This window comes from Saccharothrix sp. NRRL B-16314 (assembly GCF_000716595.1).
In the GTDB taxonomy this organism is placed as follows: Bacteria; Actinomycetota; Actinomycetes; order Mycobacteriales; family Pseudonocardiaceae; genus Actinosynnema.
This window is the reverse complement of record NZ_JNXC01000006.1, coordinates 278,004-298,775: the sequence shown is the minus strand read 5'-3', so window position 1 is coordinate 298,775 and position 20,772 is coordinate 278,004. Positions and strand designations below refer to the sequence as shown.

General features: G+C 70.7%; 13 protein-coding genes. 9 read left to right on the top strand and 4 right to left on the bottom strand.

The annotated features are described in order from the left end of the window. Positions 1-255: 255 nt before the first annotated feature. From OQ02_RS13520 to OQ02_RS13480, 9 genes are all read left to right on the top strand, one after another. Positions 256-1,569, top strand: a complete 1,314-nt coding sequence (locus tag OQ02_RS13520; protein WP_033438691.1) for an ABC transporter substrate-binding protein — start codon at positions 256-258, stop codon at positions 1,567-1,569. Positions 1,570-1,788: 219 nt separating this feature from the next. Further along, positions 1,789-2,724, top strand: coding sequence for a carbohydrate ABC transporter permease (locus OQ02_RS13515; RefSeq protein ID WP_033438690.1), 936 nt, complete (start codon positions 1,789-1,791; stop codon positions 2,722-2,724). A 1-nt stretch (position 2,725) separates the two neighbouring features. Further along, a complete protein-coding gene (locus tag OQ02_RS13510) occupies positions 2,726-3,604 on the top strand; it encodes a carbohydrate ABC transporter permease (protein WP_081915589.1) in 879 nt (292 codons plus the stop codon). 2 nt (positions 3,605-3,606) lie between these two features. Beyond that, positions 3,607-5,550, top strand: coding sequence for a glycoside hydrolase family 127 protein (locus tag OQ02_RS13505; RefSeq protein ID WP_051772250.1), 1,944 nt, complete (start codon positions 3,607-3,609; stop codon positions 5,548-5,550). 66 nt (positions 5,551-5,616) lie between these two features. Then, a complete protein-coding gene (locus OQ02_RS13500) occupies positions 5,617-6,639 on the top strand; it encodes a LacI family DNA-binding transcriptional regulator (protein WP_033438689.1) in 1,023 nt (340 codons plus the stop codon). A gap of 123 nt (positions 6,640-6,762) precedes the next feature. Next, complete coding sequence (locus OQ02_RS13495; protein ID WP_197043316.1) at positions 6,763-11,490, top strand: galactose-binding domain-containing protein; 4,728 nt, start codon at positions 6,763-6,765, stop codon at positions 11,488-11,490. Positions 11,491-11,510: 20 nt separating this feature from the next. Then, positions 11,511-12,131, top strand: a complete 621-nt coding sequence (locus OQ02_RS13490; RefSeq protein ID WP_033438688.1) for a hypothetical protein — start codon at positions 11,511-11,513, stop codon at positions 12,129-12,131. Positions 12,132-12,269: 138 nt separating this feature from the next. After that, the gene (locus OQ02_RS13485) at positions 12,270-13,292 is read left to right on the top strand and encodes a DUF916 domain-containing protein (RefSeq protein ID WP_033438762.1); all 1,023 of its coding nucleotides are present in this window, start codon (positions 12,270-12,272) and stop codon (positions 13,290-13,292) included. Between the two features lie 143 nt (positions 13,293-13,435). Further along, on the top strand, positions 13,436-15,187 hold the full coding sequence (locus OQ02_RS13480; RefSeq protein ID WP_081915602.1) for a DUF6055 domain-containing protein: 1,752 nt from the start codon (positions 13,436-13,438) through the stop codon (positions 15,185-15,187). A gap of 63 nt (positions 15,188-15,250) precedes the next feature. Here the strand turns inward: OQ02_RS13480 and OQ02_RS13475 are convergent, their stop codons facing one another. From OQ02_RS13475 to OQ02_RS13460, 4 genes are all read right to left on the bottom strand, one after another. Continuing rightward, positions 15,251-16,234 (bottom strand): LacI family DNA-binding transcriptional regulator, encoded by a 984-nt coding sequence (locus OQ02_RS13475; protein WP_231500000.1) that lies wholly within the window; start codon positions 16,232-16,234, stop codon positions 15,251-15,253. Between the two features lie 149 nt (positions 16,235-16,383). After that, on the bottom strand, positions 16,384-17,556 hold the full coding sequence (locus OQ02_RS13470; RefSeq protein WP_033438686.1) for a glycosyltransferase: 1,173 nt from the start codon (positions 17,554-17,556) through the stop codon (positions 16,384-16,386). 78 nt (positions 17,557-17,634) lie between these two features. After that, complete coding sequence (locus OQ02_RS13465) at positions 17,635-19,236, bottom strand: aminotransferase class I/II-fold pyridoxal phosphate-dependent enzyme (RefSeq protein ID WP_033438685.1); 1,602 nt, start codon at positions 19,234-19,236, stop codon at positions 17,635-17,637. Further along, on the bottom strand, positions 19,233-20,567 hold the full coding sequence (locus OQ02_RS13460) for an NAD(P)/FAD-dependent oxidoreductase (protein WP_197043315.1): 1,335 nt from the start codon (positions 20,565-20,567) through the stop codon (positions 19,233-19,235). The genes OQ02_RS13465 and OQ02_RS13460 overlap by 4 nt, the downstream gene beginning before the upstream one ends. Positions 20,568-20,772 lie beyond the last annotated feature (205 nt).

Genomic DNA, 20,772 nt, shown 5'->3' with positions numbered 1-20,772 from the left:
AGATGTAGAGAGGTCTCGTGGGCTCGGAGATGTGTATAAGAGACAGGGCTTGACCTTGCGTGTGACTGGAGTTACCTTTTGAAAGCCTTTTCGGGAGCACCTTTCGGTGGCCCGGCGGCTATATCGGCCCTGCACAGCCCGTTGAACGCACGTCAGTCGGACAACCACGGATGAGCCTTACGTGGGTGCCCACGCCCCGTCTTCGAAAAGGTTTTCGGAAGTTCCCGGGCAGTCGACACACCAGGAGAGCAACCCATGACCAGGACGCGAACGCGCGGCCGGTGCCGACGTCTCGCCGCTGCCGTGCTGGCCGTCGCCACCACGGCCGCGCTCACCGCCTGCGGCGGCTCGGACAGCGGCTCCGCCACCGACGTCTCGGCCGGCGGGATCGAGGGGGTGGACGACGGCACCACGCTGACCCTCTGGACCCGGGCTCCGCTGGAGTTCCAGGCCAACCTGTTGGTGGAGGCGTACAACAAGACGCACAAGAACAAGGTCGAGTTGACCATCACCCCCAACGACGACTACGTCTCCCGGGTCGGCGCCGCCGCGGGCAGCGGTGACCTGCCCGACCTGTTCGCGGCCGACATCGTCTACGCCCCGAACTGGGTGGAGGCCGGGCTGTTCACCGACATCAGCGCGCAGATCGGGCAGCTGCCGTTCGCCGACAAGATCAACCAGGGGCACCTCGACGCGGGCACCCACGAGGACAAGCGGCACGTCCTGCCGTTCGTGCTCGACCTGTCGGCGATGTTCTGGAACAAGGCCCTCTACCAGGAAGCCGGGCTCGACCCGGAGAAGGGGCCGACGACGCTGGCGGAGTTCGCCGCGCACGCCAAAGCCGTGCAGGCGTTGAAGAAGGACGGCGTCCACGGCACCTCCTTCGGCGGGAACTGCGGCGGCTGCAACGTTTTCACGTGGTTCCCCACGATGTGGGCCTCCGGTGACGACCCGCTGCCCGACGGCGGCACGAAGAGCGGACTGGACAGCGACTCGGCCAAGCAGGTCTACAGCACGTGGCGCGACCTGTGGGCCTCGGGCGCGGTCGACCCGGCCAGTCGGGAGGAGACCGGCGCCAGCTGGGTGGCGGCCTTCCAGCAGGGCAAGATCGGCGTCATGCCGTACCCGGCGACCCTGCTGGCGACGGCCGACAAGACCGTCGACGTCGGCGTGGCGCCCATCCCCGGTGTCGACGGCGGCGGCTCGACCTTCGTCGGCGGCGACGGCATCGGCATCTCGAAGGACTCCCGGAAAGCCGGGCAGGCGTGGAACTTCCTGTCCTGGCTGATGTCCGAGGAGGCGCAGGTCGGCGTCCTTGCGGCCAACAACAGCACGGTCGCCCGGTCCGACCTCGCCGACAACGAGCACACCCGCAAGGACCCCCGGCTGCTGGCGCTCAACCAGGTCGCCGCGGCTCCGACCAGCCGGACGCCGGTGGCGGTGAACTTCCAGCAGGCGTTCAACGCGGCGGGCAGCCCTTGGGTGACGCTGCTGCGCAACCAGGTGTTCCAGGGCAAGGACAGCCTGGCGGAGGACAGCGCCGCGGTCACGGAGGCCCTGGCCCGGTAGGCCGCGCACCCGGCGCCTGGGCCGGTAGGCCGACCTTGCACATGCGCTGGTAGGCCGTGACCTGGCGCGGTAGGCCGCGCACCCGGCGCGCGTCCCGGTAGGCCGCGACCTGGCGCCTATCCCGGTAGGCCGCGACCTGGCACCTGGGCCGGTAGGCCGCGCACGCGGCGCCTGTCCGGCAGGCGCCCCTCCCCGTCGTCCCCCAGAGTCGAGGATGCGATGACCACCTCCCTCAAACGCGCACCCACCCGTCCACCGGACGAAGCAGCACCGGCGCCACCGCGCAAGCGCACCGGTAACCGCCGACGCCTGGCCGGCTGGGCCTACGCCGCGCCGACCGCGCTGTTCGTCACCCTGTTCTTCGCCGTGCCCGTCCTGCTCGTCGGCCGGATGTCGGTCTCGGACTGGGGCCTGTTCGCGGGCGACCGCGGGGTCAACTTCCCGGACAACTTCGCCGACGCCGTCGACCTGCGGCTGTTCTGGCCCGCGGTCTGGTTCACCGTCAAGTACACGGTGATCACGACCGCCATCCTGATCGCGCTCTCCCTGGGCGTGGCGTTGCTGGTGCAGGAGTCGACGCGGTGGTCGGGTTTCCTGCGCACGGCCGTCCTGGTGCCGAGCGCGCTGGGGCTGGCCTCGGCGTCGCTGCTGTTCTACGCGCTGTACTCGCCGCAGAGCGGTCCGTTCGGGGACGTGCTGCCCGGTGCCGGCCAGGTGTCGTTCCTCGGCACGCCCGACGCCGCGCTGTGGTCCACGGTCGGCCTGATCGTCTGGCGCTTCACGGGCTTCTACATGCTGCTGCTCCTGGTGGCGCTCCAGGGCATCTCCGCCGACGTCTACGAGGCCGCCGAGCTGGACGGCTGCAACCGCGTGCAGCGGTTCACCAGGATCACCCTCCCGCTGCTGCGGCCGTCGCTGGCGATGTGCACGATCCTGTGCGTCACCGGGTCGCTGCTGGCGTTCGACCAGTTCTACATCCTCACCAAGGGCGGACCGGACAACGGCACCATGACGATCGTCCAGCTGATCTACAACGCCGCGTTCCAGGGCGGCAACGACCTCGGGCTCGCCGCCGCGCTCTCGATCATCGTGCTGGTGGCGCTGCTGGTGCTCAACCTCGGTCAGTTCCGCTGGCTGCGCGGGAGGGACGGCTGACATGGCGACCACACTCGACACCCGTCCCGTCCGACGCACGCGCGACGGCAGGGGCACCTCACTCGCGGGCCTGGTCGTGCGCACGCCCTACTACGTCCTGACCGGCGCCCTGGCGCTGCTGTTCCTGTTCCCGATGGTGTGGACGGCGGTCGCGTCCGTCGCACCGCAGGCGGGCACGGCGCAGACCGACGGCTGGGGCTTCGCGAACTACGGCACGCTCGTGGACTACCAGGCCGGGATCGGGCAGTACCTGCTCAACAGCGTGATCGTCTCCGGGCTCACGGTCGTCTTCACCGTCACGACCGCGCTGCTGGGCGGCTACGCGTTCGCGCGGTTCGAGTTCCCCGGCAAGAACCTGCTGTTCCTGGTGACGCTGGCGATCCTCATGGTCCCCTACGCCACCCTGCTCATCCCGCTGTACGTGCTGCTCAACGACCTGGGCCTGCAGAACTCGCTGGTCGGACTGGCGCTGGTGCTGACGATGTTCCAGCTGCCGTTCGCCACGTTCATGATGCGCATCTCGTTCGAGTCGGTGCCCAAGGAGTTGGAGGAGGCCGCGTTCGTCGACGGCTGCGGCACCTTCACGGCCCTGCGCCGCGTGCTCCTGCCCGCCGTCCGGCCGGGGCTGGTCACGGTCGGCCTGTTCGCGTTCCTGGCGGCGTGGAACGACTTCATCACGCCGCTCGTGCTGATCAGCGATTCGGACAAGGTGCCGCTGCCGCTGGCCGTCGCCAACCTCCGCCAGCAGGTCATGGGCGTCATCGACTACGGCGCCACCGAAGCGGGCGTGGTCGTGCTCGCGGTGCCCTGCGTCTTCCTGTTCCTCGTCCTCCAGCGGCAGTACGTCCGCGGGTTCATGTCCGGCGCGCTCAAAGGCTGATGATGACTTCTGAAACGGTTCCCCTCTGCGAGGGACCTGCGCACGACGCCCTGGCCGCGGGCCGCCCGGTGGTCCCGAGCCGCGCGCGCCTGAAACCGCTCGGCACCCGGGACGTGCGGCTCACCGGCGGGCACTGGGGCGAGTTCCAGGACCTCAACCGGCGGGCGGTCCTGCCGCACGTCGAGCACTGGGTCGAGCGGACCGGGTGGCTGGGCAACTTCGACGCGGCCCGCGAGGGCAGGCTGCCCGCCGACCGGCACGGCCGGGAGTTCTCCGACAGCGAGGTCTACAAGCTGCTGGAGGCGATGGCCTGGGAGCTGGACCGGGCACCCGACCCGGCGCTGGAGGCCAGGTTCCACGCGGTGGTGGAGCGGGTCGCCGCCGCGCAGGAACCCGACGGCTACCTCAGCACCCGGTTCGGCCGGCCCGGCCAGGGCGCGCGGTGGTCGGACCTGGAGATGGGGCACGAGCTGTACTGCGTCGGGCACCTCGTCCAGGCCGCCGTCGCCCGCGCCCGCACCGGCCACCCCGACGACCTGCTGGTGCGGGTCGCGCGCCGGGCGTCCGACCTGGTGTGCGAGGTTTTCGGGCCGGCCGGGAGGGTTACCGTCGACGGGCACCCGGAGATCGAGTCCGCCCTGGTGGAGCTGTACCGGGTCACCGGCGAGCGGCGGTACCTGGAGCAGGCCCGGCTGTTCGTCGAACGCCGCGGTCACCGGGTGCTCGACGAGATCGAGTTCGGCCGCGAGTACTTCCAGGACGACGTCCCGGTGCGCGAGGCGCGCGTCTTCCGCGGCCACGCCGTGCGGGCGGTCTACCTGGCTGCGGGCCAGGTGGACCTGGCCGACGAGACCGGTGACGACGTGCTGCTCGCCGCGGTCGCCCGGCAGTGGCGGCACACGGTGGCAACGCGCACGTACATCACCGGCGGCATGGGGGCGCGGCACCAGGACGAGGCGTTCGCGGAGGACTTCGCGCTGCCGCCGGACCGCGCCTACTCCGAGACGTGCGCGGGCATCGGCTCGGTGATGCTCGCCTGGCGGCTGCTGCTGGCCGAGGGCGACCCCGCGTACGCCGACCTCATCGAGCGGACGCTGTTCAACGTGGTCTCGACCGCGCCGTCCGCTGACGGGCGGTCGTTCTTCTACACCAACACCCTGCACCGCCGGGAGCTCGGCGCGGTCCCCGCCGGGGACGAGCCGAGCCCGCGGGCCTCGTCGTCGCTGCGGGCACCGTGGTTCGAGGTCTCCTGCTGCCCGACGAACCTCGCCCGCACACTGGCCGGCCTGGCGGCCTACGTGGCCACGTCGGACGACGACGGCGTCCAGCTGCACCAGTACGCCGCGGGCACCGTCGGGCAGGACCTGCCGGACGGCCGGAGCGTCCGACTGGTCGTGACCACGGAGTATCCCGCCGACGGGGAGGTCAGGGTGCGCGTCGACAGCGACGACGACCGCCCGTGGACGCTGTCGCTGCGCGTTCCCGGCTGGGCGTCGGACGGCGCGACGCTCACCGTGGGCGGGACGACGCGGCCGGTCGGTCCCGGCACGGTCGCCGAGCGGCGGTCGTGGCGGTGTGGCGACGAGGTCGTGCTGCGCCTGCCGATGCAGCCGCGGTTCACCCACCCCGACCCGAGGATCGACGCGGTGCGCGGGTGCGTGGCGGTGGAACGGGGTCCGCTGGTGCTCGCGGTGGAGTCCGTGGACGTGCCCGGCCTCGACACGGTCGACCACCTGCGCGTCGACCCGGCGGTGCCGCCGCGCGTGGTCGACGGGCGGGTCGTCGTGCGCTGCACGCGGGTGGTCCCCCCGGAGCCGGGGTGGCCGTACCGGGGCGAACCGGCGTCGGTCGGCACGGACGAGTTCGAGGACGTGCCGCTGGTGCCCTACCACGAGTGGGCGAACCGAGGGCCGTCGACCATGCGGATCTGGCTGCCCGCGGTGTGATCGACAGCGGCCGGTGGAACAGTGTGAGCGCAAGCTCTCCGAAAAGGGTTTCAGGAAGGGACGGCGGTGGCTCGACAGCGCGCGAACGCCACGCTCGCCGACGTGGCGAACCTGGCGGGTGTGTCCCTCTCGACGGCCTCGAAGGCGCTCAACGCCCGAGCCGAGGTGGCCGCGCTCACCCGTGAGCGAGTGCTGAAGGCGGCCGAGGAGCTGTCCTTCCAGCCGAACGCCTTGGCGCAGGGGCTGATCTCCGGGCAGACCCGCACGGTCGGCCTGCTGACCGACGAGCTGATGGTCGCCCGGTTCGCCATCCCGGTCCTGCTCGGCGCGGAGAACGCCCTGGGCAGCGAGGAGATGAGCGTCCTGCTGTGCGACGCGCGCGGTGACGCGATCCGGCGCAGGCACTACATCCGGGCGTTGATCGCCCGGCGGGTGGACGGCTTCATCGTGCTGGGTGACGGCAACGAGGTCCGGCCCTCGCTGTCGGAGGAGATCCCGGTGCCGGTGGTCTACGTCTACTGCGAGTCCGACGACCCGGACGACGTGTCGATCCTCGCCGACGACGCGGGCGGCGCACGCCTGGCCGCCGAACACCTGATCTCGCTGGGCAGGCGCCGGATCGCGCACCTCAGCGGCGACCCGTCCTACCGGGCGGCGCAGGACCGGGCGACCGCGTTCGAGCAGGCGTTGGACGAGGCCGGGCTGCCGCTGGTGGGCGGCTCGCGGTTCGGGCAGTGGTCCCAGCGGTGGGGCAGGCAGGGTGTGGTCAGCCTGCTGGCCGCGCACCCCGACGTGGACGCCATCTTCTGCGGCAGCGACCAGATCGCCTACGGGGTCACCGAAGCCCTGCGCGAGCTCGGCCGGGAGATCCCCGACGACATCGCCGTGGTCGGCTACGACAACTGGGAGGCGTTCGCGGCCGAGAGCCGGCCTTCCCTGACCACTGTGGACGTCAACCTGGAACGCCTCGGCGCGGCAGCCGTCGGGCACCTCTTCGCGGCGCTGGACGGCAACCCCTCGCGGGGTGTCGTCCGCCAGCCGTGCCGCTTGGTGCTGCGCGAGTCGACCGGGGTGGCCCGGTCGCGCTGAACGCGTGATCCCAGTGTGGACCCCGGGCCGGAGCGCCCGGGGTGATCCGGCGCGCCCCGAACACCCTCGAAACGTTTTCGGCCACGCCGACTTTCCCCCGATCACCGAACCTAAGGAAGCGCCATGGAACGCAGTCGCGTGCGGAAGGCGCCCGTCTGGGCGGTCCTGACCGCACTGGTCATGGGAGGTGCCGCCGGTGTGCCCGCGCACGCCGACGGCCACGTCCTACCGGGCAACGAGGGCGACGTCGGGGTCTACACCGACGGGCGGAACCACGCGATGGACATCGGCGACCCGGTCTACAGCAACGTCGCCGAGGTCGAGCGGAAGCTGGCGCCGGGTGTGCCGTTCACCGCGGGGAACCTGCACCAGTCCATCTTCGACGAAGACCTCGCGGCCGGTGGCACGGACTACTACCTCGACCGCGTCCTCGGTGTCGGCGGCACGCTCGGCACCCCCATCCTGATGACCCGCGGCCGGTCGCTCTACATGCGCGGGGTGGACAACAACAACTTCGCGGTCATGGGATTCGCGGGCAGCGCGTTCGTCGGCGGGCCGGACAACCTCGGGAACCTCTACACCGTCACGGTTCCCGGGCAGGCCGTCACCGAGGTCACCGCGAACCGGTTCAACGCGCCGAGCCACGCCAAGTCCCGCTACACCGTCGGCACCACGGGTGTCACCGCCGACACGACCAAGTTCATCACCCACGACAACGTCGCGGTCACCGCGATCTCCTTCACCAACCCCGGCGGCGCGCCCGCGACGTTCACGGTCCGCGCGGCCTCGCCACTGGCGACCCAGCCCGGCGCGGCGGCGAACGAGGTCACCGGCACCCGGACGATCACCAGCGGCGCCAACAACGGCCTGGTGGACACGGCCTGGGACACCGTGCAGATCAGCCTGAGCGGCGCGGACTTCACCCGCAGCGGGGCCGACCTCGACCGCCAGGTCACCGTGCCGGCGGGCGGCACGGTCTCGTTGTCGCTGGTCGGCGCGGTCTCCTCGGCCACGCTGCCGGAGACCGTCGAGAGCTACCGGCGGTACGCGGCGACGGACCCGGCGACCGCGGTGCGCGATGGCATCACCGACTTCAACCGCCGCTGGGCGCAGGACGTCCCCTACATCGACGTCCCCGATCCCGCGCTGGAGAAGGCCATCGTCTACCGCTGGTGGGGCGAGCGGCACAACGTCCTGGACGCCAACACGCCCGGGTACGTCTACCAGTACCCGACCACGATCGAGGGTTCGCACCTCTACCAGAACTCGATCGCGCTGACCCAGCCCATGCACTTGCAGGACACCAAGTGGCTGCGCACGCCGTACCTGCCGTACGGGCAGATCCTCAACATCGGCGAGCTGTCCGGCTCGTCGGCGTTCCTGGACAGCCCCGGCCACACGTCCTGGAACAACCACTACTCGCAGTACCTCGGCACCGCGGGTCTTGAGGCGTACAACGTGCACGGCGGCGGCACGGCGATCGCCGACCGGTTCGCCCGCTACTTCGAGGGCGACGGCACCGGTCAGCTGGAGCACTACGACGGCAACGACGACAACCTCATCGCGTACGACTCGAACTACATGCCGGGCAACGACTCCGACGCGATCACGTTCGGCTACCCCAAGACCGACGCGGGCGCGCCGGGTGCGCGGACGATCGAGCGTCCGGAGTCCGCGTACGTGTGGGGCGCGCTCGACGCCGCACGCGAGCTCTACGGGATCGCGGGCGCGGACCAGGCGGAGATCGACCGGGTGGGCGCCGCCGCGGACGGCGTGCGGGACGCGATCCTCGACCGCCTGTGGAGCCCGGACACGCGGATGTTCCTGGTGGGCACCTCGCACGGCGCCACGTCGGCGGCGAGTTCCAACGGCCGCCCGAACCCGCTGCCCGAGTCGGAGCGGGACCTGATCCCGGCGAAGGAGTCGAACCTCTACGACATCTACGCCGAGAACCTCATCCCGTCCGACCAGCGGGAGACCTACGTCGACGGGTTCCGGTTCCTGACCTACGGGGACAACTTCCCGATCTTCCCGTTCTACACCGCCGACCAGTACGACCGCGCGGCCTACGGGATCGGCGGCTCCAACAACTTCTCGAACATCAACTTCACGGTGCAGTACCGCGGTGTCCGGTCGGCGCTGCGCCACTACGACCCGCAGGGCAAGTACCTCGACCCGGCCTACGCCAAGCGCCTGCTGGACTGGATGGCGTGGAGCACCTACCCGGGCGGTGACGCGCGGGTGGCCAACCAGGCCGAGTACTACTCGAGCTGGAACGCGACCACGAAGACCTACAACCGCAACAACCCGTACCACGTGATGCTCGGCAACATGAACTACATCTTCGTCGAGGACGTGGCGGGCCTCCAGCCGCGGTCCGACGACAGGATCGAGCTGTGGCCGCTCGATTTCGGCTACGGCCACTTCATGGTGAACAACCTGCGCTACCACGGGCAGGACGTCACCGTGGTCTGGGACCCGGACGGCACCGAGTACGGCCTGGGTGCGGGTTACAGCCTGTTCCTCAACGGGGAGAAGAAGGTCAGCACCGACCGGCTCGGCAAGCTCACCTACGACCCCGGCACCAACGAGGTCGTCGCCGAGGACGGCGTGACCGTCACGTTCACCGCGCCCACCGGGGCCGACTTCCCGACCGCGGTGGACACCGACATCCAGGACGACCGGGTCGTCGAGTACCTCAAGACCGCGGGCATCGACCTCACGGAGGACGCGCCGAACCTGGCCACGGGTGCCGCGCTGAGCAGCTCCCACACCCAGCAGGGCGCGCGGCCCGCGCCTTGGCGGCAGTTCCACACGCCGGGCTGGAGCACGTCGACGATCAACCACACCCCCGGTGCGACCAAGGAACTGGAGAAGCCGGTCTCCCTGGCGGCCGTGACCGACGGCAACACCGTCAACGAGCCCTACTGGGGCAACCACGGCACCACCGGGAAGAACGGCCACGTCGAGCTCGACCTCGGGTCCGCCAAGTCGTTCGACAACGTCAAGGTGACGTTCGTCAGCGACCGCCAGGAAGGCGGCTACCACGAACCCGCCCGCTGGTGGGTGCAGGTCCCCGACGGCAACGGCGGCTGGCGCGCGGTGCCGGACCAGTTCAAGAACCCGGCGCTGCCCGCGGCGAAGTTCAACGAGGCGCTGTTCGACACCGTCACGTCGGACAAGGTGCGCGTCGCGTTCACCAACGCCCCGACGCACTTCACCGCGATCTCCGAGATCCAGGTGTTCGACTCGGGTCGGGAGGTGCCGGACGCCGCCAACCAGGCGCCGGTGGTCACCGCCGCGCGGGACGCCTCGGCGGACGGCAACCTGTCCACCCGGCTGGTCGGCACGGCCGCCGACGACGGCGTGCCCTACGACAGCGAGCTGACCTACGGCTGGGAGACCGTGTCCAAGCCGGCGGACGCGGGCGTCATCTTCGCCGACGCGGGAGCGCTCGCCACCCGGGTCACCGGCACGGTCGCCGGCGACTACGTGTTCCGGCTCTTCGCCGACGACGGCGTCGAGCGGCGGGAGGCCACCGTCGCGGTGACCCTCGCCGAGAAGGACGTCACCGCCGAGTTCGGTGGGTCCGCCGCGGTCACCACCAGCGGCACCGCGTCGTGGGAGAACCACGAGCGGGTCAAGGAGAGCACCACCCCGGCGAACTCCAGTCCCGGCGCGGGCAACGGCTGGGGCACCTGGGGTCAGACCCGCAACGGCACCAGCCCCGAACGGGAGGCGTCGATCCAGTACCGGTGGACGTCGCCGGTGCGGCTGTCCTCGACCGACCTCTACTGGTACGACGACGGCGGCGGCACCCGCAGGCCGACGGCCACCACGTACGCCATCGAGTCCTCGAACGACGGCACCACGTGGACGCCGGTCACGTTGGAGGACGGCTCCACCTACGCCGGAGGCCTCGCGACCGACACCTACAACCGCTTCACCTTCGAGCCGGTCACGACCAGTCACCTGCGCGTGCGCATCTGGGGCGTCCAAGGCGAGGGCGCGGGCACGGGTGTGCTGCGGTGGCGGGCCAACGGCGAGACCGTCGAGTCTGTGCGGTCGCCGGTCCTCGTCCGCACCACGGTGGGACAGGTGCCCACGCTGCCCGCCGAGCTGGACGGGGTCTACGCGAGCGGCGCCCCTGGCAAGGTCGCCTTCGTGTGGCAGCCGATCACCCAGGAGATGGTCGCCGAGCCCAACGCCGACCCGTTCACCGTCTACGGCACCAACGATGCGTACGGGCTGATCGCCGAGGCGCGCGTGTACGTGCGGCCCGACATGGGACCGGACGGCATCACCGTGCAGAGCGCCGAGTCCTTCGAGCGGACCGTCGACGTGGGGCAACTGCCGCACCTGCCGGACAAGGTGGAGGTCTCCTACAACGACGGCTCCCGCGACAACCAGGCCGTGGGCGTCCGGTGGGCCTTCGACCCCGCCGTCGTGGACGCGCCGGGTCGGTACGTCGTCGACGGCGACCTCGTCCTGCCCGACTACGTCGGCGAGTCCGGCACCTCGCGGACCACGCTGACGCTGGTCGTCGGCGACGGCGGCCCGACTTGGGACGTCGACGTCCGGGCCCGCTCGCAGTGCATCGGCGTCAACGCCTACGTGTCGGTCACCGCTCGAAACGACGACGACGTGCCGCTCACCGTGGAACTCGCCACGCCGTACGGGTCGCGCACGGTGTCCAACGTGGTGCCCGGCAAGTCCGCGTACCAGGCGTTCAACAGCCGCCTGTCGGCCGTTCCCGCCGGGACGGCGACGGTGAAGGCCACCGGCACCGTCGACGGCCGGCCCGTCACGGCCCAGGTCTCCGTGCCGTACTCCGCAGTCACCTGCCGCTGAACTCCCCGAGGAGGACCACGATGAGAAGATCCACCACCGCCCGGTTGTTCGTCGCTTCCGCACTGGGCGTCGCCCTGTGCGGGGCGGCCGTCCAGCCCGCGGCGGCCGACGAACCGGACGTCGACATCAACGTCACGATCGAAGAGCTGGACACGCCGGGGGCGCTGACGTTGACGGTGGCGGCGAACGACGGCGTGACGTTGATCGAGCAGGGGTCGAACGCCTCGGCCCGGCAGTTCACCGGCGTCACCCCGACGATCACGGTCACCGACACCCGCGACCCGGCGGAGATCCCGGCGGGCTCGTTCTGGGCGGTGGTCGGCCAGGCCGGCGCGTTCACGCCCGTGGGCGGTGGTACCGGGTTCGGTGCGGAGCACCTGGGCTGGCGCCCGCGCCTGCTCTCCGACACGACGACCGGTGCGGTGGCTGTCGGCGAGGCGGTCTCCAGCGTCGTCGACGACGGTTCCGGCGCACCCGCGGTCGGTCTGGTCGGCCAGGAGCTGCTGGTGTCGACGGCGAACGCGGCGGACGAGACCGGCTCGTGGGACGTCAACGCCGACTTGGTGCTGCGCACGCCGGTCGACGTGACGGCGGGCCAGTACACCTCGACGCTGACCCTGTCCTTGTTCGACCAGTCCTGAGTGGGCACGGTCCGGGACGCGGCCGATGACGCCGCGTTCCGGGCCTTGTCCTGTCCGAGCGGTCTTGAGCCGGCCTGGTTCGGGGCGCGGCCCAGGACCCCGCGTCCCGGCACCTTCCTGGCCCTCCCGGAGAACCCGATGCCCGTCCTCGGTCGCCTTCTGCTGTGCGTCACCGCCGTCCTCCTGGCAGCTCCCGTCCTCCCCGCCACCGCAGGGCGACCCCTGACCCCGCCGGGCGCGGCGGAGGTGAGTTGGTCGGTCGTCCCGGCTGCCGCGAACGGGCCTGACGGACGCCGCGCGGTCGACCTGCACGTCGGACCCGGCCAGCGGGTCACCGAGCACATCGCGGTCACCAACCACTCGGCCCGGCCCGTCGCCTTCGTCCTCGACGCCAACGACGGCTACCTCACCGACAAGGGCGTCTTCGACATGCGCTCGGCCGAGGTCACCCCGGTCGACGGCGGCTCCTGGATCACCGTCCCCGACACCGTCACGGTCGACGGCGGCGCGACCACCGTCGTCCCCGTGATCGTCACGGCGCCCGACCACGCCACCCCCGGCGACCACCCGGCGGGTGTCACCGCGTCGTTGGACACCGCCTCCGGTCAGGTCCGGGTCCGCAACCGGGTCGGGGTCCGCTTCGACATCCGCGTCACCGGCGATCTCACCGCCGAACTCGCCGTCACCAACGTCCATGCCGCCTACGAGCAGACGTGGAACCCCTTCGCCGCCGGCACGGTGCACCTGCGGTACGACGTCGTCAACAACGGGAACGTCCGCGTCGCCCCCGACATCGGCGTGACCAGCTCGACCCTCTTCGCCGACACCACGTGGACCGATACCGGTGCCGCCCGCTCCCGTGAAGTCCTCCCCGGCGGCACCCGCCGCTTCGACCACCGCGACACGCGGGCGTGGCCCTTCGGCCGCATCACCACCACTGTCACCGTGAACCCGGGCGCCGACGCCGCGCCGGTGACCGTCACCGTCACCACCTGGGCGCTCCCGGTCGGCCAAGCGGTCCTGCTGGTCCTCGTCGTGTCGGCGTTGCTCGCCATCCGGTTCCGGACCCGCGCGCGTCGCCGCCGTTTCGACCGACTTCTCGCTCAAGCCCGTGACGAGGGCCGTGCCGAGGCGGCCGGATCGGGACCGGCGCGTCCCTGAACGTCGTCGCACCGGACACCCGCGCCCACCCTTGCCGAAAACGTTTTCGTGCTCCACGCTCGTCAGCATCCCGACCGGGTGCGAGATCCGCCGCCATGTCGCGCCACACGACACGATCCGACGAAAGGTGTTGTCGCACGATGATGTCCGACAAGCGTGGCAAGCGGATGAGGAGCATCCGGGTGGTGCTCGCCACCCTGCTCGTGGGTGCGCTGGTGGCGGTGGTCGCGCCGCCGACCGCGTCAGCGGCGGCGAAAACGGTCTACCTCCCGGCCCGGTGGACGCAGACGGGCGAAGTGCCGTGGTCGCCCGAGCGCACCCGTGAGTCGACCAACTTCATCCTGTTGTGGGGCGAGAAGTCCGGCACCAACCCGGTGTCGGCGCCCGCGCCGTACAACTTCGACCCGAACAGCGTCATCACGCAGCTGGAGAACCTGTACACGTTCTACGTGAACACGATGAGGTTCACGCCCGAGACGGGGCTGCTGGCCCAGCACAAGATCATCGTGATCATCACCCGCACGTGGAACCGCACGGCGCTGGACGCGTGGGCCACCGGCGGCTCGGTCGACGGCCGGGTCGGCATCATCAACGTCGCCCCCGGCGCGGCGCTGCCCGGCTCCTGGGGCCTGGCCCACGAGTTGGCGCACGTGTTCCAGGCGTACACCACCCTGGGCCGTCCCGGGTACGGGTTCACCGCGCCCTACGCGGGGACGTTCTGGGAGACCAGCGCGGAGTTCATGGCGATGCAGGCGCTGCCCGGGACCGCGGCGGGCGACCTCACCCGGTGGCTGCGGTCGGAGAACCTGTACTGGAGCTCCAGCCGCCACCACTACGGCAACTGGATGCTCATGCAGTACGTCAAGGACCGCGACGGCCTCGCGATGTTCAACCGCATGTGGAACGAGGCGCGCGACAACGAGCACCCGCTGGAGGTCTACCGCCGCCTGACCGGCATCGGTCAGACCGAGCTGAACCGGCGGATCGGCGAGTACGCCACCCGCAACGTCACCTGGGACTTCGCCAACCGCGCCACCCTCATGCCGTTCATCGACAACGTGTACGGCGCCGGCTTTCTCAAGGCCTACAACGGCGGACTGGTCGAGCCGGTCGACGCTGCGGCCGGCCACTTCCGGATGAACACCCGCGCCGCGCCGTCGGACTACGGCTTCAACAAGGTCAAGCTGGTCGCGGCGGACGGCGCGCTGGTGAAGGTCCGGGTCAAGGGCCACGCCGAGACCGGCGCGACCGGGTGGGCGTTCGGCCTGGTCGCCGTCCGCAACGGCGTCCCGCGCTACTCGCCCGTCACGGTGGGCGTCGACGGTCAGATCACCTTCCAACTCCAGTCCGGTGAGCGCGAGGTGTGGCTGGTGGTGACCGGTGCGCCGACCGCCGTGCCGCGCTACAACTTCCTCGACGGCTACGACAAGGCGCGGCGTTACCCGTACGAGTTCCGGGTGTCCGGCGCGACGCCGTCCGGGTTCGAACCGGGGCACGTCAAGCCCGCAGCGGGCAGCGGCGGCCACTGGCACTCCAACGGCGGTGGATGGGTCGCCAACACCGCCACGGTCGCCGCGAGCGCGTATGTCGGGCCGAAGGCGGCGGTGCACGGCTACGCGACGGTCCGGGACAACGCCCGCATCGAGGGTCTGGGCTGGGTCAACGGCGGCACGGTCGGCGGCAACGCCGTGGTCAAGGACAACGCCCTGATCCAGAACGGGGCGAACCTGTCCGGTTACGTGGTGGTGGGCGGTGATGCCGAGTTCGCCACGGCCTGCTCGGCGGGCACCTACCTGGCGTTCAACCCGTCACGCGGGTGCGACGGCCGGGGCGGGGAACCCGACGTGAACCCCGCGCACGGCACCTTCCCGACCGGGGACCTGGCACTGAGCTGACCGCGACCGGGCCGGTGCCCGCCGCGACCGACTGGTGGTCGCGGCGGGCACCGGCCCGGGACCTCAAGCGGTGGCTGGGGCGGTGGACTCTCGGACCACCAGGCGGCACGGGTGGCGGACTACGCCACCGGCGGGCCGGCCGTCCAGCGCGTCGAGCAGCAGGCGGGCCGCAGTCGCACCGAGGTGTTCCAGGTCGAGGTCCACGGTGGTCAGCGGCGGGCGGCAGTCCGTGGCGAACTCCTCCCAGTTGTCGTAGCCGACGACCGCCACGTCCTCGGGCACCCGTCGGCCCAGGTCGTGCAGCACGTCCGCGACACCGACGGCGATCTGGTCGCTGCCGCAGAAGATCGCGTCGACCTCGGGCGCGGTGGCCAGCAGGGCGCGCGTGGCGTGCCTGCCCCACCGCTGCGACCACTGCCCGTACAGGGGATCGCCGCCCGCCAGGGTCAACCCGTGCTCCGCGAGCACGTGCTGCAGGCCGGTGACGCGGTCACGGGCGGCGCGGTAGCTCTGCGGGCCGGTGATGTGGCCGATGTGCTTGCGCCGCAACGACACCAGGTGCTCGACGGCCAGCCGGGCCCCGCCCTCGTCGTCGGCCGGCACCGACAGGTCGTCCGGGTCGTCGGACTCGCCGTACGCGTAGACGACGGGCACGGGGATGTCCCGGGTGAGCGAGGGGCGCACGTCGTTGTCGTCGCCCAGGACGATGAACCCGTCGACCTGGCGCGCGAGCAGCGTGCTGATGTAGTGCCGACGACGGATCGCGTCACCGCGCGCGTCGCACAGCAGGACCGACATCTGCTCGTTGGCCAGGGCGTTCTCCACGCCGAGCAGCACGGGGATGGAGAAGCGCCCGCCGAGCTCGTCGGTGAGCAGGCCGATGGTGCGGGTGCGGCCGGAGATGAGGCCGCGGGCCAGGGCGTTGGGCTGGAACGACAGCCGGGCGGCGGCGTGCTGCACGCGGGCGCGCGTCTCGGGTGCGACCTCGTCGCGGCCGTTGAGCGCCTTCGACGCGGTGGAGATCGACACGCCGGCCAGCTTGGCCACGTCGTTGAGGGTCGGGGAGCTCGACCGCTGCCTGCCCATTGAAAGCCTTTCGAAGATCCTGGAACCGGAACCCCACTGTAGTCCCAGACCAAGCTTCCGGCCTTCCAGCCATCAGCGAAAAGGATTTCGGCAGAACGGTGCGGGTGGGCTCAGTCGCGATAGCGGTCCACGCGGCCGATCGCCTCTTCCGGCTGCCACGACAGCAGGGGGATGTGGGCGTTGACGGTCCGACCGCTGTCCAGCAACGCCGACGACGGGTGGTACAGGTGCACCATGCGGTCGTCGTACTGGTCGAACGCCGTCGCGAGCTGCACCCTCATCACGAAGTCGAGGTCTTCGCGCCCCCAGCCCTCGAACCGCTCGTCCATGCCCCCCACCGCCTCGAACACGTCCCGCCGCAGCCACACGCACATCCCGGGCGCGCGGTGGACCACGAAGCCGCGCAACCGCTCCGGGTCGGCCTCGCCCGCGCCCGCCACGCAGCGGTCCGCGATCGCACGGGCCGACGCCGGTTCGTCGAGGTACGTCAAGTCCCGGAACGGCAGGAACCCACCGGAGCCGTCCCGGTCGAACCGGGCGACGTTGCGCTCGACGAAGTTCCGGTCCACCAGGGCATCCGCGTCGAGGACGCAGATGAGGGGCGCCGGCCGCGCTGTGGTGACCACGCCGACGTTGACCGCCCAGCACTTGTTGAACGGCCCGCCGTGCGGTGCGAACACGTGCTCGTCGGCGTACTTCTCGGCCTGCTCCCGCCACCGCGGCTCATCGTCCGACTCGACGACGGTGACGTGATAAGCGGACCGGTCGGCGCTCTGGTCGGCCAGGGACTTGAGGCACGCCGTCAGGTTCCGGCTCCGGTACCCGTCCCGGTCCCGATTCCGGAACGGGATCACGATCTGCGCCGACGGTTCCCCCGACCCGCTGGGCTTCGCCGCCTCCCACCGCCGCCAGTCGCCGCTGTCGGTCACCGTCCGGTCGTAGTCGCCGCCCACGTGATAGCCCAGCCGGGACCGCCGCAGCAGGTCCCGAGCCGCCCGTGCCAGTTCGTCCGCCCTGCGGCCGGGGTCTTCGAGGGCGGCTTCCGCCAGCGCGCGAACCCGTTGCCAGTGCGCGGCACTGCCGGGATCGGCCGCCAGCGCCGCGACGGCGGCGGACAGCTCCGCGTCACCACCCGACCCGACCGCGTCCATCACCGCCGCGAGCAGGTCCTGGATTCGGTGCCAGTAATAGGGGTTCGCACCCCGCGCCCCGTCGTCCGCCTTCAGCACGGCGGTGTCGGCGACGGCGCGGGCGAGCTTCCCGGAGTCCACCGACGGCCTCACACGTCCTCTTCTCTGCTGTTCGGGGACCGGGGGAGGGACGCTCGTGTCGGACACGACCGCCCCGTCCCGCCGGTACCGCTAGAACGCGTTGCCGAACGCGCTGGACAGGTGCTCCTTCGCGTCGCGAAGGGCCTCGTCGATGATGCGGGCCGCGTCCCTCGCCTGCTCCGGCTCGTGCGCGGCCTGCACCTGCAACCGGAAGCGCGACGCGCCGGTCGGGGTGACCGGGAACTCGACCATGAACGCGAGCACACCGCGGTCGAACAGCAGGCGGTTGACGGTCCGGGCCAGCTTCTCGTTGCCGATCAGCACCGGCACGATCGGGCTCGGCGAGCCCATGCAGGTCAGCCCGCGCGTCGTCAGCTCGTCGCGCAGGGCGTGGATGGCGGAGAACAGCCGCCCGCGCAGCGCTTCGCCCTCGTCGGTGCGGATGATCTGGGCCGCCTTGAGCACCACCGCGGTCTGCATGGGGGACAGGGCGTTGGAGAAGAAGTGCGACCCGGCGAACATCTTGATGTACTGCTTCACCGCGGGCGACTTGGCCGCGACGAAGCCGCCGTTCGAGGCGAACGTCTTGGAGAACGCGCCCATGACCAGGTCGACCTTGCCCAGCATGTCCTGCATGCCCAGGACGCCGGTGCCGCCGGGACCCATCGAGCCGAGGTCGTGGGCGACGTCGACCAGCAGGGTCGCGTCGTAGGCGTGGCAGATCTCCTGCAGCGCGACGACGTCCGGCCAGTCGGCGTCCACCGAGAACAGGCCGTCGGTGATGACCATGATGCCGTTGTGGGTGTCGACGGCGCGGATCCGGGCCAGGTGGGTGCGCACGGCCTCGACGTCGAGGTGGGTGTAGCGGGTGATGTTCCTGGTCGCCGCACGCGCTCCCGACTGGAGGCACGAGTGGGCGAGGCGGTCGATCAGGATGTGGTCTTCCTGGCGGACGAGACCGGTGACGGTGCCGAACCCCGCCGACCACCCGTTCGAGAACAGCGTCACGTGGTCCAGGCCGACCATCTCGCCGAGGGCGACCTCGAGCTCGTCGGAGATGCGGGTGTTGCCCAGCACCATCGGCGACCCGGCGCTGTGCGGGCCGAAGTCGCGCATCGCCCGGACCGCCGCCTCCCGGATCTCCGGGTGGGCGTTGAACGACAGGTAGTCCTGGGAGTTGAAGTTGATGCCGCGGGCGGGTTTGCTCAAGTCGTTGGTGATGGTCGCGACCCCGCCGGGCGCGGCCTCGAGGACCCGGGAGTACTGCCAGGTCTCGGTGCGCCGACGCGCCTCCACCCAGCCGTGGAACTCCTCGGTCCGGTCGAGCAGGTTGGCACCGACGGGCCGGAAGAAGTCGTAGGCGTTCTTGTCGAGCGCGTAGTCCTCGTCGGGGTCGATCGCGGGCGCGGCCGTCGTCGCCGGTTCCCACATCGGCTCCAGGTCGGCCCGGATCGCCGGGTACTCCTCGCCGAAGAAGCGGACCACCTCGTCCGCCGGGAGGGTGTCCAGGTCCTCCAGGTCCTCCCACGGGATGTGGGACGCCCAGTTCCGCATCATGTCCGACACCTCGCGCGCGGCCACGGCGACCGCCTTGGCGGCGGTGGTCGGGTCGGTGTCGGCCGCGTCGGCGGCGGCGATGAGCGTGGCGATGACCTCGCCGTCCTCGCGCTCGTCGGCCAGGGTGCCGGTCATCGGGTCGCCTCCGCTTCCACTCGCACGAACGGGTTCCGCTGGTACTCGCGGTAGGTCGCCTCGAAGTCGGCGAACGCGCTGTGGTCGAGCGAGGACTCCTTCGCCGTGTCGTTGAGCAGGAACACGTTGGAGGGGTCGAAGAACTCGGAGACCGGAGCCACGTCGACGTGGGTGGCGATGAAGCGGTCGATCTCGGTCTGGTTGCCGCGCAGGATCGCGAACAGCTGGAGCTCGTCGTGCCGGAGCGGCTTCATCTCCGCGAGCGTGCACACGTAGTCGTAGTAGGCCGCGGCGGTCTGGCTGCGCCGCTTGGCCTCGTACCCGGCCATGGCGGTGTCCCGGTCGGTCTCGCCGGCGAGCCACCCGCCGACCGCCTCCGCGGCCAGCTCCGCGTCGCGCAGGGCGTGGGTGATCCCGAGCGCGGTGCACTGGTCCTTGAACGACTCGGCGTCGCCCACCAGCACCCAGCCGGGCCCGTGCAACTGCCTCAGGTACGCGGCTTGGTCGAGCGTCCCGTAGAAGCGCTCCTCCCGCCGCGCCCGCGCCACGGTGTCCGCCGCCTCTTCGCTGATCAGCCCGAGCGCGCGGTGGAAGTTGCCCTCGACATCGGCCCGGAAGTCCGCGGCCCACTCGCTCGGCCCCCACGTCAGCACCATGGTCTGCCCGTGGTTGGTCGAGGCCATCGCCATTCCGAGCCGGCCCCGCCGGTGGATCTGCGCTTCGGCGTCGGGGATACCGCTGAAGTAGCTCCAATAGGCGAATGTGCACCGTGGCCGCTCGTCGAACTTCTCGACTCCGAGAGCGCGCGCTACGAAAGAGTTGCGCCCGTCGGCCCCGATCACGACCTGGGCGTGCTCGACCGTGCCGTCCCGGCCCTTGATGCCGATGACGGTGCCGTCTTCATCCCGCAGCAGCTCCTTGACGGTGTAACCCTCGCGGAACTCCACACCGGCCTGAACCGCGTTGTCGACCAGGATCTTGTCGAGCACGTGCCGGCGAACCGAGAAGTACTCCGTGGTGATACCGCTGTCGTCGTCGTGCAGCAACCGGAACTGGTTGCGCAGCAGCTCCTCGGGAACACCGCCGCGCAAGGCGATCCCGTTGTTGACCACAGTGACCTCGGTGTGAGCGGGTGTCACGGCCCTCACCTGGTCCAACACTCCCAACCGGTTCAGGTAGGAGGCACCGTGCGGCCAAACGAAATGCGTGGACAGCACATCACTCGGAAACCGCGACCGGTCGACCACTAACACCCGGAGACCTCGCCGGGCCAGGTGCGCACCGACAGCCGCCCCGGCACACCGACCACCTATCACAATGGCGTTGTACATGCCGGACATCCCAACAGCACCCCTACACCCTGTACAGAGCCGAACGGCCGAGCAGCACCCCTATTCTCGCAACCCGATGATTTCCCGACGCCGATCGGTGAAATCCCTGTTCGGGATGCATTTTTCGCCCAACGTATCGTGAGCATATCGAAAACCGGATACGCGCTCGCAACAGCCCACTGCCTTGACTGGGGGCATGAGCCAC

Excerpts from the sequence above, each read along its gene's own strand:
- OQ02_RS13515 (WP_033438690.1), top strand. The coding sequence starts at position 1,789 with ATGACCACCTCCCTCAAACGCGCACCCACCCGTCCACCGGACGAAGCA.
- OQ02_RS13495 (WP_197043316.1), top strand. The coding sequence starts at position 6,763 with ATGGAACGCAGTCGCGTGCGGAAGGCGCCCGTCTGGGCGGTCCTGACC.
- OQ02_RS13490 (WP_033438688.1), top strand. The coding sequence starts at position 11,511 with ATGAGAAGATCCACCACCGCCCGGTTGTTCGTCGCTTCCGCACTGGGC.
- OQ02_RS13465 (WP_033438685.1), bottom strand. The coding sequence starts at position 19,236 with ATGACCGGCACCCTGGCCGACGAGCGCGAGGACGGCGAGGTCATCGCC.
- OQ02_RS13485 (WP_033438762.1), top strand. The coding sequence starts at position 12,270 with ATGCCCGTCCTCGGTCGCCTTCTGCTGTGCGTCACCGCCGTCCTCCTG.
- OQ02_RS13460 (WP_197043315.1), bottom strand. The coding sequence starts at position 20,567 with ATGTACAACGCCATTGTGATAGGTGGTCGGTGTGCCGGGGCGGCTGTC.
- OQ02_RS13520 (WP_033438691.1), top strand. The coding sequence starts at position 256 with ATGACCAGGACGCGAACGCGCGGCCGGTGCCGACGTCTCGCCGCTGCC.
- OQ02_RS13480 (WP_081915602.1), top strand. The coding sequence starts at position 13,436 with ATGTCCGACAAGCGTGGCAAGCGGATGAGGAGCATCCGGGTGGTGCTC.
- OQ02_RS13505 (WP_051772250.1), top strand. The coding sequence starts at position 3,607 with ATGACTTCTGAAACGGTTCCCCTCTGCGAGGGACCTGCGCACGACGCC.
- OQ02_RS13510 (WP_081915589.1), top strand. The coding sequence starts at position 2,726 with ATGGCGACCACACTCGACACCCGTCCCGTCCGACGCACGCGCGACGGC.